11 protein-coding genes and 1 pseudogene are annotated in these 16,889 nt (G+C 59.3%); 2 read left to right on the top strand and 10 right to left on the bottom strand.

Annotation, left to right across the window (positions count from 1 at the left end; all coding sequences use genetic code 11):
• The first annotated feature begins 281 nt into the window (after positions 1-281).
• Together IEQ42_RS08060 and IEQ42_RS27675 are read left to right on the top strand one after the other, a co-directional pair.
• Positions 282-4,304, top strand: a complete 4,023-nt coding sequence (locus tag IEQ42_RS08060) for a hypothetical protein (protein ID WP_210703145.1) — start codon at positions 282-284, stop codon at positions 4,302-4,304.
• 392 nt (positions 4,305-4,696) lie between these two features.
• Positions 4,697-4,834: pseudogene (locus IEQ42_RS27675) on the top strand (GNAT family N-acetyltransferase); the annotation flags it as partial.
• A 74-nt stretch (positions 4,835-4,908) separates the two neighbouring features.
• Here the strand turns inward: IEQ42_RS27675 and nuoN are convergent.
• From nuoN to nuoE, 10 genes are all read right to left on the bottom strand, one after another.
• Positions 4,909-6,372 (bottom strand): NADH-quinone oxidoreductase subunit NuoN, encoded by a 1,464-nt coding sequence (gene nuoN, locus IEQ42_RS08055; RefSeq protein WP_042559875.1) that lies wholly within the window; start codon positions 6,370-6,372, stop codon positions 4,909-4,911.
• 7 nt (positions 6,373-6,379) lie between these two features.
• Entirely contained in the window at positions 6,380-7,912 is a 1,533-nt protein-coding gene (gene nuoM, locus IEQ42_RS08050; RefSeq protein WP_042559874.1) for an NADH-quinone oxidoreductase subunit M, read from the bottom strand.
• A 39-nt stretch (positions 7,913-7,951) separates the two neighbouring features.
• Positions 7,952-9,805, bottom strand: coding sequence for an NADH-quinone oxidoreductase subunit L (gene nuoL / locus IEQ42_RS08045; protein WP_210703144.1), 1,854 nt, complete (start codon positions 9,803-9,805; stop codon positions 7,952-7,954).
• Positions 9,802-10,110: an NADH-quinone oxidoreductase subunit NuoK gene (gene nuoK, locus IEQ42_RS08040; RefSeq protein WP_003223790.1), complete on the bottom strand. Its 309-nt coding sequence runs from the start codon at positions 10,108-10,110 to the stop codon at positions 9,802-9,804. The genes nuoL and nuoK overlap by 4 nt, the downstream gene beginning before the upstream one ends.
• 3 nt (positions 10,111-10,113) lie before the next feature.
• Positions 10,114-10,614 (bottom strand): NADH-quinone oxidoreductase subunit J, encoded by a 501-nt coding sequence (gene nuoJ / locus IEQ42_RS08035; protein ID WP_042559872.1) that lies wholly within the window; start codon positions 10,612-10,614, stop codon positions 10,114-10,116.
• A gap of 9 nt (positions 10,615-10,623) precedes the next feature.
• Entirely contained in the window at positions 10,624-11,172 is a 549-nt protein-coding gene (nuoI, locus tag IEQ42_RS08030) for an NADH-quinone oxidoreductase subunit NuoI (RefSeq protein ID WP_007920177.1), read from the bottom strand.
• Between the two features lie 11 nt (positions 11,173-11,183).
• Positions 11,184-12,191 (bottom strand): NADH-quinone oxidoreductase subunit NuoH, encoded by a 1,008-nt coding sequence (gene nuoH, locus IEQ42_RS08025; protein WP_042559870.1) that lies wholly within the window; start codon positions 12,189-12,191, stop codon positions 11,184-11,186.
• On the bottom strand, positions 12,188-14,902 hold the full coding sequence (gene nuoG, locus IEQ42_RS08020) for an NADH-quinone oxidoreductase subunit NuoG (protein WP_210703143.1): 2,715 nt from the start codon (positions 14,900-14,902) through the stop codon (positions 12,188-12,190). Before nuoG ends, nuoH begins: the two co-directional genes overlap by 4 nt.
• A 135-nt stretch (positions 14,903-15,037) precedes the next feature.
• Positions 15,038-16,393, bottom strand: coding sequence for an NADH-quinone oxidoreductase subunit NuoF (nuoF, locus tag IEQ42_RS08015; protein ID WP_042559868.1), 1,356 nt, complete (start codon positions 16,391-16,393; stop codon positions 15,038-15,040).
• Positions 16,390-16,887, bottom strand: a complete 498-nt coding sequence (gene nuoE / locus IEQ42_RS08010; protein WP_042559867.1) for an NADH-quinone oxidoreductase subunit NuoE — start codon at positions 16,885-16,887, stop codon at positions 16,390-16,392. The genes nuoF and nuoE overlap by 4 nt, the downstream gene beginning before the upstream one ends.
• Positions 16,888-16,889: the final 2 nt, after the last annotated feature.

Genomic DNA, 16,889 nt, shown 5'->3' with positions numbered 1-16,889 from the left:
AGGATCAAACTAACGGCAAATGGGGGCGGCGTAACCTGTCAGACCTGACAGGTACGAGTGGGCGGGTTAGATTAATTCGTTCTCAACAGTTTTTATCTATGCCAAATAATACTGGAATGACTCTTGATGCATGCAGCGGCCAATTAGTCATCTATCAGGCTTGTAATCGAAGATTGCCGCTCGTCGGGACTGTCAGTTTTTACAGGTGTTTTTTGCGGGGGCGTCGGCGAGGGTTGGATTGTCAGAGACACCAATTGGATGGGTATCGGAGAATTCAAATCATGGCGGACGATAATGGTATAGATGAACGTAATGGGGAGGGGGAGGGGGAGGATCCGGAAATCTTCTGGTGGGAACCCCAAATATATGAACCGAGCCACGGCTGGACTCTTTCCCCCGGTTTCCGCGTTCACGCATTAGTAACAATACCGCCATCTTTGGAATGGCGGTGTCAGTTTTTCTATGGCCCTGACAAGTTCGCAGAATTGAGAGGGATACCAGAGTTTGGAGCCAAGATTGACTTTAATGTCCCCCAAAACCTGGTTCGGCCTGGAGCGAACTTCTACTTCAGGATCGACTACGCCAAGGGTATAACGTGGAGTGACTGGGCTTATTCAGGCGATCTGAAAATGGCCCCCGCCAAACCGCCCCGACCCGCGATCACCTCGCTAACCTCTCCAGTAGAACCGCGACAGGCATTGCAAATTACAGGCATTTATTCTGGATCACCCGCACCTACGCTCATAGTACGCAGGTGGAACGGAACCGCGTATGTCGACGTTGCCGGCAAATTTTCCACTACAGGCGCGAGCAGCATCTTCACGCCTGACCAGCCCTGGGCGCACATGAACACGGTCAGGGCGATTCAGACTGTCAATGGCGTGGAGTCAGATGCAAGCGGTCCTGTCGACTTCAGTATGAAACCGCTCTTGCCAAAGATAGACCAACCAAAAGAAGGAACCACGCACCTCGGAACTGTCATGATCACCGGTACGTGTGCCCAAGGGGCGATCGTTGCTATCAGGGATGTAAGTGGTCCCGTAAACGTGGTGGGAACCACCTGGACGTTCAAATACGATTGGCAGCCCGGTCCGAAACTTGTTCGCGCCGTGCAGACCGTGAATGGCGTTTCTTCCGACCTGAGCATTGCGCGCAGCTTTAAAATCAGGGTGCCCAAACCGGCTATCACCCCGCCAACCTCTCAGGTATCCCCGCGACAGGCGTTGGGCATTACCGGCGTTTACCCTGGTTCACCCGCGCCAACGCTTAAAATGTTTTATTGGGACGGACGCGCGTTTAGCGAAAAGCCCGGCAAGTTTTCAAGTGCAGGTGCGACCCGAACCTTCACGCCTGACCAGCCTTGGGTAAGTAAGAACATGGTCAAGTTGATACAGACCGTCAACGAAGTGGATTCTGATCCAAGCGACGTTATCAACTTCGATATGAGCCTGCCCGCCCCGACGATAGACCAGCCAAACGAAGGAACCACGCACCTCGCAACGTTAATAGTCTCGGGTACTTGTATCGAGGGCGCGACTGTCGCTATCAAGGATGTAGAGGGTGCCGTAAACGTGGTGGGAACCACCTGGACGTTCAAATACGATTGGCAGCCCGGTCCGAAACTTGTTCGCGCCGTGCAGACCGTGAATGGCGTTTCTTCCGACCTGAGCATTGCACGCAGCTTTAAAATCAAGGCCTCCTCACCCGCGATCACCTCGCTAACCTCTCCAGTAGAACCGCTACAGGCATTGCAAATTACAGGCATTTATTCTGGATCACCCGCGCCTACGCTCATAATACGCAGGTGGAACGGAACCGCGTATGTCGACGTTGCCGGCAAATTTTCCACTACAGGCTCGAGCCGCATCTTCACGCCTGACCAGCCTTGGGCGCGCACGAACACGGTCAGGGCGTTCCACACTGTCAATGGAGTGGAGTCAGATCCAAGCGTTCCTGTCGACTTCAGTATGAAACCGCTCTTGCCAACGATAGACCAACCAAGAGAAGGAACCACGCACCTCGGAACTGTCATGATCACCGGTACGTGTGCCCAGGGGGCGACCGTTGCTATCAGGGATGTAAGTGGTCCCGTAAGCGTGGTGGGAACCACTTGGATGTTCAAATACGATTGGCAGCCCGGTCCGAAACTTGTTCGCGCCGTGCAGACCGTGAATGGCGTTTCTTCCGACCTGAGCATTGCACGCAGCTTTAAAATCAAGGCACCTCAGCCGGACATCACCCCGCCAGTCTTTCCGTTACCACCGCGAGGCGCATTGAAAATTACGGGTGTTTACTCTGGCTCATCCAAACCGTCATTTAGGATGCGCAGGTCGAGTGGAACCGAATTTGTCGACGTCCCCGGCGAATTTTCTGGTACGGGCACGGATCGTAGCTTCACGCCTGACTCGCCTTGGCAAAGTACCAACACGGTTTATGTGCAACAGAGTGTCAATGGTGTGGACTCCGATCCAAGTGACGAGTGCACGTTCACCGCTGGCGAGGTGGTCAAGCCGCCAGTACCACAATTCGAACTTCCGATGGCGGGCGCAAAAACCTCGACCCGTCCCGCCATCACGGTTGTCGGCCAGCCCGGCGCAACGCTGACCGTGCGCCATGCAGGCGCCGAGACGTTGCATTCGGACAAGGCGAACGATGAGGGCGTTCTGGAGTTCGTCGTCAAGGCTCCCTTGATTCCCGGGATGAACGTGCTGCAGGTGAAGCAAACGGCTGATGGCGTAGATTCCGAGTGGAGTGAGGCTCATCATTTCTTCGTCAAGGAGGTGCCGCGAACGCCCACCATTGATGCGCCAACACAGGGTAGTGTGCAGCCCCGCAAGCCTGTGATCAGGGGCAAAGGGGAAACCCGAGGGCAGATCAGTCTGCGTCGCCAGGATGAGCCCGATAACCTGATTGACACCATCAAGGGCGTAGCGGCCTGGCGCATACCTGCAAAGGAATCGTGGAAGCTCGGTAACCACTCGATTCAAGTCATGCAGGAAGACGAGGGGGATAGTTCTGAGTGGACACTCGTCCCCGTCACTTTTGAGGTGGTCGATGCCTTGTACGGTATCGGTGACGCCACCCCGGCACTGGGCAATCCGGTTGTGGGCACCGAGCAGAGCGTGATGTTGCGAGTGCAGGTGATCGACGGTGTAACCGGGGAGGCGGTCGAAGGCGTGAATGTGCAGTGGCGGGCCAATGGTAAGCAGGAGGTGATGGCGACAACCGTGACCGATCGACATGGATGGGCGATCTGCCCCTACAAGCCTGACACTGTCGGAAAAACTGAAATGCTGGCGGATATCACCAACGAAAACTCGGGTGTCGTGATGACACAGCTCTACGAGGTCAACGCCTTGGCGACGGATGACTGGGCGAAAGAGGCCGAGCTTTGGCTGGACGGCAAGCGGGTTGACCTGGCCGAGAGCAACCTCGTGCTTCCAGGTGAAAGGGCCGAAGCCTATAAGCTGGAACTTAAAGTCAACAGTGGCAGCACTTTGATAGGCACCCATGTCACCTTGCAAGACTTGTGGTGCGCTACGGATCGGGGGCTGACCTTTTTCCCGGATCTTGGAACGCCCCAGGTGATAAAGGAAGGGCAGGCAGCGTTCTGGAATATTTTTGTCGAGAAAGGACGTAGCGGTATTTTCGGCTTGAACCTGACCAGCTCTGTATTGCACGACTGGCAACTGCCTGGCTGTGTTGAGGGTGAAGACCCAGCTGAAATCGTGGATGTTTACCTTGACAATTTTGCGCAGGTTTTCAACGGTGAGCCTGCCTGTCCCTGCCTCGGTGCGACGCACACGTTTACCGTGCGACCCAAACTCCACAGCCCCTTGCTTGGGCAAAACGTGACACTGGAATTGAGTCAGGAAGCCTCAGGACTCGGGGTCACTGTGAGTCCGACGACCCCACAAAAAATGGGTGAGGAAGGAATGAGCTGGTCGTTGAGTTGCGTCAACAGCATTAAAAGCGGCAACTTTACAGTGTGGTTGACGGTGAGCGGTTGGGACGTCGCGTCCCTTGAGATGCCGATGTCGCTGGGGCATAACAAAGTCGAGATAACTGAAAAGTCCGGGCCCCAGCAGTGGGGAAGTACGGGGGATATCTGGCGATACGCCATTCAAGTGACGTCCGTGTTCACTGGGCAGCCTGCCGTCGGTGCGCTGGTGGAAGTCACCGTTGAAGGGAAGACTCAAGTGTTGCCCACGGAAGGAGGTGGGTGGATAGCCGTTTTCTACCAGACCGGTGAAACAGCAAATCTGTTAATCCGTAATCGCTATGACGGAAGTATTGCCTACTGAAAATATAAGTGAAGGAGGTGCTCAACGCCTTTTCTCGCCAGAGAAAGGGCGTTTCCATTTTGTCAGGGCGGTGGATGTAGCCCTGCAAATTCCGAGTACACCCCGGATCACTGTGGGAGCTTGTCTGCAAGCGACGGGGCCGTTCGTGCAACGAACACATCTCAGCCACTTTCGCCACCTCAACCTCCAGCGCAACCGGCTCAAACAGCGCCAGCGCCGAAGGGTGGCTGACCTGCGCCTTGCCCATCAGGTTATTGATCGGCGTGCGCAACTCATGTTCATTTCCTGTCTGCACATGGCTCATGGAGAGATAAATGTTCGAAATCAGAAGAGCTGGCGCGAATGACGCCCAAATCGCATTCGACATACGACGCTTGGCGATCAGGCATCCAGAGGTCTGTCTGGACGCGACGTTGAACGCTGTCGATTTTTACCGGCGTTGCGGTTACATCGGGGAGGGGAGTGCGATTTATCAATCGCCTTCGGGTCTGCAACTGGCGTGTGTGCCAATGGTGAAAGCGTTGCGATAAAGATCAAGAGGCCGCACAAAAAAAACGGCACCCGAAGGTGCCGTTTCCGTTTTTAGCCAGTTCCAGCCAGGCAATCAGCCCGCCAGACCCGCCTGCTGAACCAGTGTCAGCAACGGCTGCGGGTAAACGCCGAGGAAGAACGCAACCAGGGCGATGGCCAGCAGCATGACGCCGCCCGCTTTTTGTTCCCAGTGCAACTCGGCATCGTGGCGACGCAGGTTTGGCTCGATCAGGTACAGGGTGACCATCACGCGCAGGTAGTAGAAGACGCCAATGGCGCTGCCCAGTACCAGCGAACCTACCAGCCACCATTGGTGCGATTCGACACCGGTGGCGATGATGTAGAACTTGCCGATGAAGCCTGCGGTCAGCGGGATACCGGCCAGGGACAGCATCATCACGGTGAGTACGGCGGTCAGGTACGGACGGCGCCAGAACAGCCCGCGGTATTCGTACAGGGCATCCGCGTCACGGCCGTTGTACGGCGAGGACATCAGGGTGATCACGCCGAAAGCGCCGAGGCTGGTGATCACGTAGGTGACCAGGTAGACGCCGATGGCTTCCACCGCCAGACCCTTGCTCGCCACCAGTGCGATCAGCAGATAGCCGAAGTGCGCGATGGACGAGTAACCGAGCAGACGCTTGAGGTTGCTCTGGGTCAGGGCCAGCAGGTTGCCGAACAGGATCGAGGCGACAGCGATCACGCTCAGCACGTCGCTCAGTACGCCACTGCTTGCAGCAGGGGAGATCTGGAACAGACGCACCATCACCGCGAACACGGCGACTTTGGAAGCGGTCGCGAGGAACGCGGCGACCGGTGCCGGAGCACCTTCGTACACGTCCGGCGTCCACAGGTGGAACGGTACCAGCGACAACTTGAACGCCAGACCGATCAGCATCATGCCCAGGCCCAGTTGTGCCAGCGGGCTAGGCAGGCCAGTGGCAGCCAGTGCCTGACCGATACCGGTGAAGCTCAGCGAACCGGCGTCTGCGTACAGCAGCGCCATACCGAACAGCAGGAACGCGGAACCGGCGGCCGACAGCACCATGTATTTGATGCCGGCTTCCAGTGAACGCTTGTTGAAGAAGGCGTAAGCCACCAGACCGTAGACCGGCACCGACAGCAGTTCCAGACCGATGAACAACCCGGCCAGGTGCTGCGCGCTGACCAGAACCAGACCACCGGCGGCGGCCATCAGGATCAGCAGGTACAGTTCTTCACGGTTGCCCGGGTAACCCGAACCGCCGTCGCCCAGATAGGCGTGGGCGAGGGTGACGCAGGCGAGGGTGGCGACCAGGATCAGCGCCATGTACAGGCATGCGAACGCATCGATCTGCAGCAATGGGGTCACGGCCAGAGGCGCGACTTTCAAGGCAGGCAGGATCGACAGCAAGGCCAGGTTCAGACCCGCCACCGAAATCAGGAAGGTCTGCGAGTGGTTGCGGCGCCAGGCGATTGCCAGCATCACCACGATAATGGTGAGGCTGGTGATCAACAGTGGCGCAAGCGCAATAAAGTGTTGAATCGTGAATTCCATAGCGCTCTTACCGGGCCGAAGCGAGTTGAGTGAAGGCGGTGCCGAGCCACTGCTGTACGCCATGCATCGTGGCGGCAGAAGTGTCGAGGAACGGTTGCGGGTAGACGCCGAGGTAAATCAGCAGCACCGCAAGGCCTAGCACCATGATCAGTTCGCGAGCGTCCATCCCGTGCAGGACCGCATCCGATTTGGACGGGCCGAAGTACGCACGGTGGATCATGATCAGCGAGTAGACCGAACCGAACACCAGACCGGACGTGGCAATCGCAGTGATCCAGGGCCAGCTTGCAAAAGAACCGATCAGGATCAGGAACTCGCCGACAAAGTTACCCGTGCCCGGCAAGCCCAGCGACGCGGCTGCAAAGAACAGGCTGATCGCCGGCAGGTAAGCAATACGCGACCACAGACCGCCCATCTCACGCATGTCACGCGTGTGCAGACGCTCGTACAGCTGACCGCTGAGGATAAACAGTGCGGCTGCCGAAACACCGTGCGCCAGCATCTGGATCACTGCACCTTGCAGGGCCAGTTGGCTGCCGGAGTAGATGCCGATCAACACGAAGCCCATGTGGGAAACGGAAGAGAAGGCGATCAGACGCTTGATGTCGGTTTGCGCGAACGCCAGGAACGCACCGTAGAAGATCCCGATCAGACCGAGGGTCATGGCGATCGGCGCGAACTCGGCCGAAGCATTCGGGAACAGCGGCAGGGCGAAACGCAGCAGGCCGTAGGCAGCGGTTTTCAGCAGGATACCGGCGAGGTCGACGGAACCTGCGGTCGGCGCCTGGGCGTGCGCATCAGGCAACCACGAGTGGAACGGTACAACCGGCAGCTTGACCGCGAAGGCGATGAAGAAGCCGAGCATCAGGATGTACTCGGTGGTCATCGACATCTTGGTTTTCAACAGGTCGGCGTAGTTAAAGGTAATCACGCCAGTGTTGTTGAAGTTGACCAGTACCAGACCGAGGATCGCCACCAGCATGATCAGGCCGGAAGCCTGCGTGAAGATGAAGAACTTGGTTGCTGCGTAGATCCGGGTTTTCTTGCCGTCCGAAGAACTGTGACCCCAGAGCGCGATGAGGAAGTACATCGGCACCAGCATCATTTCCCAGAAGAAGAAGAACATGAACAGGTCGAGGGCGAGGAACACGCCGACAACACCGCCCAGGATCCACATCAGGTTCAGGTGGAAGAAGCCAACGTGACGTTGAATCTCTTTCCACGAGCAGAGTACCGAGAGGATACCCAGCAGACCGGTCAGCAGGATCATCAACAGCGACAGGCCGTCGAGGGCCAGGTGCACGCTGATGCCGAAACGCGCGATCCAGATGTGCTTGAACTCAAGCGCCCAGGTCGGATCGGCGCCAGGCGCCGGGGCAAATGAATAGTTGCCGGTTGCCCACAGCCAGAGGCCGATCGCGAGCAACAGGGACATGGTGATCAGCGCAATCCAGCGGGGCAGGGTAGCGCCGAAGCGCTCACCCATCCAGCACAGCAGGCCGCCGATGAAGGGGATCAGGATTAGCCAAGGCAGAATCATGACGGGCTCGTTTCCTTTCGCAAATTCGCAAGGTTCATATCAGACCGCTACCAGCACGATGGCGCCGATTACCAGCACGGCACCAGCAGCCATCGAAGCAGCGTACCAACGCAGTTGACCGGTCTCGGTGCGGCTCAGGGCAGTGTGACCACCCTTGGCCATACGCGGGATCAGACCGATGGTCTGGTCGAGCGGGTCTTTGCGCAGGATGTGGCTGATCGCAAGGTACGGCTTGACGAACAGTTTGTCGTAGATCCAGTCGAAGCCCCAGGCAGCGAACCACCAGGCCGACAGGAAACGCCCGACGCCGCTGTTGGCAATCGCCGTCACGAAGCGACGCTTGCCGAGGAACAGCAGGGCCGCCAGCAGGATACCGGCCAGAGCGATGGCGCCCGAGGCGATTTCCAGACTGTGCTTGGCTTCGCCACCGGCATGGCCAACGCTTTGCGGCAGCACGCCGTGCAGCGGCGGCACGATCATGGCGCCGACGAATGTCGACAGCACGATCAGCACCGACAATGGCAGCCAGTGAGCGATGCCGTGACCGGCGTGGGCTTCAGTCTTGGCTTCACCGTGGAACGCGATGAAGATCAGGCGGAAGGTGTACAGCGAAGTCATGAACGCGCCGGCCAGACCTGCGTAAAGCAGACCCTGGTTGCCGCTGGCGAACGCTTCCCAGAGGATTTCGTCCTTGGAGTAGAAGCCCGCGGTCACCAGTGGCAGGGCAGACAGAGCCGCGCCGCCGACGATGAAGCTGGCGTAGGCCAGTGGCAGTTTCTTCCACAGGCCGCCCATCTTGAAGATGTTCTGCTCGTGGTGGCAGGCAACGATCACCGCACCGGAGGCAAGGAACAGCAGCGCCTTGAAGAAGGCGTGAGTCATCAGGTGGAAGATCGCGCCATCCCAGGCACCCACGCCCAGCGCCAGGAACATGTAGCCGATCTGGCTCATGGTCGAGTAGGCGAGGATACGTTTGATGTCGGTTTGAACCAGAGCGGCGAAACCGGCGAGTACCAGTGTCACACCACCAACGATGCCGACCAGGTGCAGGATGTCCGGCGCCAGGGTGAACAGACCGTGGGTACGCGCAATCAGGTAAACACCAGCGGTGACCATGGTTGCGGCGTGGATCAGTGCCGAAACCGGGGTCGGGCCGGCCATCGCGTCCGCGAGCCAGGTTTGCAATGGCAGTTGTGCCGATTTACCGACAGCGCCGCCGAGCAGCATCAGGGTCGCCAGGGTGATCCAGAAGTCGCCGACCTGGAATTTCTGCGGTGCCAGCACCAGCAGTTCCTGGATGTTCAGCGTGCCCACTTGCTGGAACAGGATGAACAGGCCGATGGCCATGAACACGTCGCCGATCCGGGTCACGATGAACGCCTTGAGTGCGGCGTTACCGTTGTTGCGGTTGCTGTAGTAGAAACCGATCAACAGGTACGAGCACAGGCCCACGCCTTCCCAGCCGAAGTACAGGAACAACAGGTTATCGCCCAGGACCAGGAACAGCATGCTGGCGATAAACAGGTTGGTGTACGAGAAGAAGCGCGAGTAACCCGCTTCACCGCGCATGTACCAGGAGGCGAACAGGTGGATCAGGAAACCTACGCCCACCACCACGCCGAGCATGGTGATCGACAGGCCGTCGATGTAGAGGGCGAAGTCAGGCTTGAAGCCTTCCACTGCCATCCACTGCCAGAGTACCAGGGTGTAGTGACCGCCTTCGGGAGGCGCGACGTTGAATTGCCAGATGACGTAGGCGGTGACAATCGCCGACAAGCCAATGGAACCCACGCCGATCAGCGCCGAGAGGTTTTCCGACCAGCGTCCACGAGAGAACGACAGCAGCAGGAACCCGATCAGGGGGAATACGAAAGTCAGAAAGATTAGGTTCATCCGCGCATCTCACTGGCAGCGTCGATATCGAGCGTGTGGAAGCGGCGATACAGTTGCAGCAGGATCGCCAGACCAATACTGGCCTCGGCAGCTGCAAGGCTGATCACCAGGATGAACATGATCTGTCCATCCGGCTGGCCCCAACGGGCGCCTGCAACGATGAAGGCCAGTGCAGAGGCGTTCATCATCACTTCCAGACTCATCAACACGAACAAAATGTTGCGACGAACCATCAGGCCGACGAGGCCGAGGCAGAACAGGATGCCGGCAACCGCCAGACCATGCTCAAGAGGGATAGCAGGCATAAGTTACTCCGTCGCCTCGTTGCGGCCCAAATGGAACGCCGTGACGGCTGCGGCAAGCAGCAGCATCGAGGCGAGTTCGACCACCAGCAGATACGGGCCGAACAGGCTGATGCCCACGGCTTTTGCATCGACGGTGGTGTGGCCGATGGCCTGGCCGCTCTGGTGAGCGAACAGCACATACAGCAATTCGGCCAGCAGCAGGCCGGCGAGAATCACCGGCCCGGCCCAGATGCCGGGCTTGAGCCAGACGCGTTCCTGCTGAACCGCGGCGGGGCCGAGGTTGAGCATCATCACCACGAACACGAACAGCACCATGATGGCGCCAGCGTAGGCGATCACTTCCAGCACACCGGCGAATGGTGCGCCGAGGGCGAAGAAGGTCATGGCCACGGCGATCAACGAGATGATCAGGTAGAGCAGGGCGTGCACAGGGTTGGTGTTGGTGACCACACGTAGCGTGGCCACGACAGCGATACCCGATGCGAAATAGAAAGCGAATTCCATCGTTCTTCCTTAAGGCAGCAAGCTCTTCACGTTGATCGGTTCGGCTTCGTTCTGTGCAGAGCCTTTCGGCTTGCCAGCGATTGCCATACCTGCAACACGATAGAAGTTGTAATCAGGGTTTTTGCCGGGGCCGGAGATCAGCAGATCTTCTTTCTCGTACACCAGGTCCTGACGTTTGAACTCGGCCATCTCGAAATCCGGAGTCAACTGGATTGCGGTGGTCGGACAGGCTTCCTCGCAGAGGCCGCAGAAAATGCAGCGCGAGAAGTTGATACGGAAGAAGTCCGGGTACCAGCGACCGTCTTCGGTTTCAGCTTTCTGCAGCGAGATGCAACCCACCGGGCACGCCACGGCGCACAGGTTGCAGGCTACGCAGCGTTCTTCGCCATCGGGGTCGCGGGTCAGGACGATGCGACCACGGTAGCGTGGTGGCAGGTAGACCGCTTCTTCCGGGTATTGCAGTGTGTCGCGCTTGCGAAAGCCATGGCCGAAGACCATGACCAGGCTGCGCAACTGGGTACCGGTACCCTTAACGATGTCGCCAATATATTTGAACATGGGTCAAATCCTCACTGAACCGCAACCGCGGGCGTGTTCAACAACACAACCGCAGCGGTCACCAGCAAATTGATCAGGGTCAGTGGCAGGCAGAACTTCCAGCTGAAGTCCATCACCTGGTCATAACGCGGACGCGGGATAGAGGCGCGCAGCAGGATGAACAGCATGATGAAGAACGCGGTCTTCAGTGCGAACCACAGGAACGACAGTTGCGGCAGGATGCCGAACGGACCGTGCCAGCCACCGAAGAACAGGGTGACCAGCAGCGCCGAGATCAAGATGATGCCGATGTATTCGCCAACGAAGAACATGCCCCATTTCATGCCGGCGTATTCAATGTGGTAACCGTCAGCCAGTTCCTGTTCCGCTTCCGGCTGGTCGAACGGGTGACGGTGAGTCACGGCGACGCCAGCGATGAAGAAGGTACAGAAGCCGAAGAACTGCGGAATGATGAACCACAGGTTCTGCGCCTGGTACTCGACGATGTCGCGCATGTTGAACGAGCCGACCTGCACCACGATGCCCATCAGGGCCAGGCCCATGAACACTTCGTAGGACACGGTCTGCGCCGAGGCACGCAAGGCACCCAGCAGGGCGAACTTGTTGTTACTCGACCAGCCGGCGAACAGCACCGCGTAGACCGACAGACCGGCCATGGCGAAGAAGAACAGCAGGCCGATATTCAGGTCCGCGACACCCCAGGTCGGGGTGATCGGGATGATCGCGAACGCAATCAGCAAGGCCGACATGGCCACAACCGGTGCCAGGGTGAAAATCACCTTGTCGGCAAACGGTGGCGTCCAGTCTTCCTTGAAGAACATCTTCAGCATGTCGGCGGCGATCTGGAACATACCAAACGGACCAACGCGGTTCGGACCGTAACGGTCCTGCCACCAGCCCAGCAGGCGACGCTCGACAAAGCTGAGCAACGCGCCCGCGACCACAACGGCCAGCAGAATCACGATGGCTTTGACGACCGTCAGGATCACATCGATCACTTCAGGGGTGAACCAGGTCATTGCGCTGCCTCCTGCAGACCGTCGACGGATACGCCGGCGAATGCCGGTGGAATGCCGGCGATGCCCGCAGGCAATGCCACCAGACCTGCGCCCAGTTCTTCATTGATGCGCAGCGGCAGACGCAGGGTCTGACCGGCCACGTTCAGGCTCAGCAGCGCACCTTCGTTGACGCCCAGGCGATCCGCTTCGGACTTGGCCAGTGCAACGTAAGCCGCCGGAATGCGTTCCTGAACCGGAGCGGCTTTCGAAGAGGTTTCTTCGCTGCCGAACAGGTGGAAGAACGGCACGGCTTGCCAGGTACCCGGCATCGGGTTGAACGCACGCGGCGCGGCAGCGAACCAGTTCAGCGAATCGCCAGTGCTTTCGATCAGGCGGGTGCCCGGATCGCCAGCGCGCAGGTGACCACCGACTTCGTCCTGGAACTTGTTCCAGGCTTGCGGCGAGTTCCAGCCCGGCGACCAGGCAAACGGCACTTGCTGACGCGGTTCGGCAGAGCCCGAGTAACCTTCCATGGAGAAGGCGAACGCGGTGTCTTTGTCTTGCGGGGTGCGTGGTTCGTGAACGCTGATGTCGGCGCGCATCGCGGTGCGACCGGAATAACGCAGCGGCTCACGCGCCAGTTTCAGACCCTTGATGCGGAACGCAGCGGACGGCGCAGCGTCGACGATTCGCGCCAGTTGCGCGGTGCTCGAAGCAACGGCAGCGGTGACGTGGTCGAGTTGCGTCCAGTCGATTGGCTGATTCAGCAGGGTGGCGCGCAGGGCGTGCAGCCAGCGCCAGCCTTCGTGCACCAGAATGCTCGCGTCCAGGTATTGCGGATCGAAAACCTGGAAGAAACGCTGGGCGCGACCTTCCTGGCTGACCAGCGTACCGTCGCCTTCAGCAAAGCTCGCGGCTGGCAGAACCAGATGCGCGCGATCACTGGTAGCGGTTTTCTGATGGTCAGCGACGATCACCACTTTCGCGGCGTTCAGGCCTGCATCGACCTTGTCTTTGGCGGTGCGGGTGTAGAGATCGTTTTCCAGCACGACGATAGCGTCGGCCTTGCCATCAATCACTGCTTGCAGCGCAGCATCAACCGATTCGCCACCGAGCATCGCCAAGCCGAGGCTGTTGGCTTCCGGCACGATCAGGCTGATGGAACCGTTCTTCTCACGCAGCTTCAGAGCCTTCGCGATATTGGCAGCAGCCTCAATCAGCGCTTTGGAACCCAGCGAAGTACCGGCGATGATCAGTGGACGCTTGGCGGCGAGCAGGGCATCAGCGATGCGCTTGGCCAGTTCCAGTGCTTCAGCGTCCAGGCCTTCAACAGCCGGTGCGCTGGCGTCCAGCGCGTGAGCCACAGCAAAACCGATGCGCGCCAGATCGTCCGGAGCTGCGTGAACGCATTCTTCGGCGATGTCGTCGAGCTTGGTTTCAGCCAGGCTGGCAATGAACAGCGGGTTCAGCGCGTGCTGACCGATGTTCTTCACCGCGGCATCGAGCCATGGCTGGACGCGCATGGCGTCGGCCATTTCTTCGGCTTTGCCCTTGACCGACTGACGCAGCGACAACGCCATACGGGCGGCGGTCTGGGTCAGGTCTTCACCGAGCACGAAGATGGCGTCGTGGTCTTCGATGTCGCGCATGTTCGGCACTGGCAGCGGGCTGTCATTGAGCACTTGCAGAACCAGACGGATGCGTTCCAGTTCGGACGCTTCGATACCCGAGTAGAAGTGTTCGGCGCCTACCAGTTCACGCAACGCGTAGTTGCTTTCGAGGCTGGCACGCGGCGAACCGATACCGACAATGTTGCGACCGCGCAGCAGATCGGCGGCTTTATCCAGCGCAGCGTCGAGGCTCAGCTTGGTGCCGTCGGCCAGCAGCGGCTGACGTGGACGGTCGGTGCGGTTGACGTAGCCATAACCGAAACGGCCACGGTCGCACAGGAAGTATTGGTTCACCGAACCGTTGAAACGGTTTTCGATGCGACGCAGTTCGCCGTAACGCTCGCCCGGGGAGATGTTGCAACCGCTCGAGCAGCCATGGCAGATGCTCGGCGAGAACTGCATGTCCCACTTGCGGTTGTAGCGCTCGGAGTGAGTCTTGTCGGTAAACACACCGGTCGGGCAGACCTCGGTGAGGTTGCCGGAGAACTCGCTTTCGAGGGTGCCATCTTCGACGCGACCGAAGTACACGTTGTCGTGGGCACCGAACACACCGAGGTCGGTGCCGCCAGCGTAGTCTTTATAGAAACGCACGCAGCGGTAGCAAGCGATGCAGCGGTTCATTTCGTGGGAAATGAACGGGCCCAGTTGCTGATTCTGGTGAGTACGTTTGGTGAAGCGATAACGGCGCTCGTTGTGGCCGGTCATCACTGTCATGTCTTGCAGGTGGCAGTGACCGCCTTCCTCACAGACTGGGCAGTCGTGCGGGTGGTTGGTCATCAGCCATTCGACAACACTGGCGCGGAATGCCTTGGACTCATCATCGTCGATGGAGATCCAGGTGTTGTCGGTGGCGGGCGTCATGCAGGACATGACGATGCGACCACGGGTGTCGTTCTCGTCGGTGTACTGCTTGACCGCGCACTGGCGGCAGGCCCCGACGCTACCTAGCGCGGGGTGCCAGCAGAAATATGGAATGTCGAGGCCCAGCGACAGACATGCCTGTAACAGGTTGTCTGCCCCGTCGACTTCGAGCGCTTTGCCGTCTACGTGGATAGTGGCCATGGTTCAAAGGTCTTCGTTGGCCCGGTGTCAGCGGGCGTGGCTAATGGAATCTTGTTATCCGTCCGAATCCAGTCAGCCCCGAAAGGCGTCATCGGACGAAAGGCGAAGGGCACGGACCCTTCGCCTTTTAAGCGTTTACGCGCCGATTACGATCGGCCTTGCCAGAGGCGGGACGGCGGCGCTTGCAGGCGCGATACCGGCTTCGAACTCTGGACGGAAGTATTTGATGGCACTGCCCAACGGCTCCACGGCACCCGGTGCGTGAGCACAGAAGGTTTTGCCCGGGCCGAGGAAACCGACCAGACCCAGCAGGGTCTCGATGTCGCCTGGCTGACCCTTGCCCTGTTCGATGGCCATCAAGAGCTTGACGCTCCATGGCAAACCATCGCGGCACGGGGTGCAGAAACCGCAGGATTCGCGGGCGAAGAACTGCTCCATGTTGCGCAGCAGCGAGACCATGTTGACGCTGTCATCCACCGCCATGGCCAGACCGGTACCCATACGGGTGCCTACTTTGGCAATGCCGCCGGCGTACATTTGTGCGTCGAGGTGTTCTGGCAGGAGGAAACCGGTACCGGCCCCGCCTGGCTGCCAGGCCTTGAGTTTGAAACCGTCGCGCATGCCGCCGGCGTAGTCTTCGAACAACTCGCGACCGGTGACGCCGAATGGCAATTCCCACAGACCCGGATTCTTGACCTTGCCGGAGAAGCCCATGAGCTTGGTACCCATGTCTTCAGAGCCTTCGCGGGCCAACGATTTGTACCAGTCAACGCCGTCGGCAATGATTGCCGGCACGTTGCACAGGGTTTCGACGTTGTTCACGCAAGTCGGCTTGCCCCAGACGCCGACGGCGGCAGGGAAGGGCGGCTTGGAGCGCGGGTTGGCGCGGCGGCCTTCGAGGGAGTTGATCAGTGCGGTTTCTTCACCGCAGATGTAACGCCCGGCGCCAGTGTGGACGAACAGCTCGAAATCAAACCCGCTGCCCAGAATGTTCTTGCCCAGCAGGCCAGCCGCCTTGGCTTCTTCCACGGCACGGTTGAGGTGCTTGGCGGCGGTGGTGTACTCGCCACGCAGGAAGATGTAGCCACGGTAGGTTTTCAGCGCACGCGCGCTGATCAGCATGCCTTCGATCAGCAGATGGGGCAGTTGCTCCATCAGCATGCGGTCTTTCCAGGTGTTCGGCTCCATTTCATCCGCGTTGCACAGCAGGTAGCGGATGTTGATGGATTCGTCCTTGGGCATCAGGCCCCACTTGACGCCCGTGGGGAAGCCTGCACCGCCGCGACCTTTGAGGCCTGCGTCTTTCACGGTCTGGACGATGTCGTCCTGGCTCATGTCGGCGAAGGCTTTGCGCGCTGCGGCGTAACCGTTCTTGGCCTGGTACTCGTCGAGCCACACGGCCTCGCCGTCGTCACGCAGACGCCAGGTCAGGGGGTGAGTCTCGGCCGACCGCTGAATGCGGTTGGCAGGACCGAAAGATGTCAGGGTCATACGTAGCCCTCGAGCAGTTTGGCGACGCCGGCTGGCTGCACATCACCAAAGGTGTCGTCGTCGATCATCAGCGCCGGTGCCTTGTCGCAGTTGCCGAGGCAGCAGACAGGCAGCAGGGTGAAACGACCGTCGGTGGTGGTCTGACCCAGGCCGATGCCCAGATTGTTCTGGATTTCGCTGACCACCGACTCGTGGCCGCCGATGTAGCAGACCATGCTGTCGCAGACGCGAATGATGTGACGGCCGACGGGCTGACGGAAGATCTGGCTGTAGAACGTCGCAACACCTTCAACGTCGCTGGCCGGGATGCCGAGCATCTCGCCGATGGCGTACAGGGCGCCATCCGGCACCCAGCCACGTTCTTTCTGAACGATCTTCAGGGCTTCGATCGACGCCGCGCGCGGGTCTTCGTAGTGATGCAGCTCGTGCTCGATGGCCGAGCGCTCGGTTTCACTCAAGGTGAAACGGTCTGTCTGGATAAGCGTGCTGTTCATGC

The sequence above is a fragment of the Pseudomonas iridis genome (assembly GCF_017980685.1).
Lineage (GTDB): Bacteria > Pseudomonadota > Gammaproteobacteria > Pseudomonadales > Pseudomonadaceae > Aquipseudomonas > Aquipseudomonas iridis.
The sequence above is the reverse complement of the archived record's forward strand: the minus strand, read 5'-3'. Positions and strand labels throughout refer to the sequence as shown.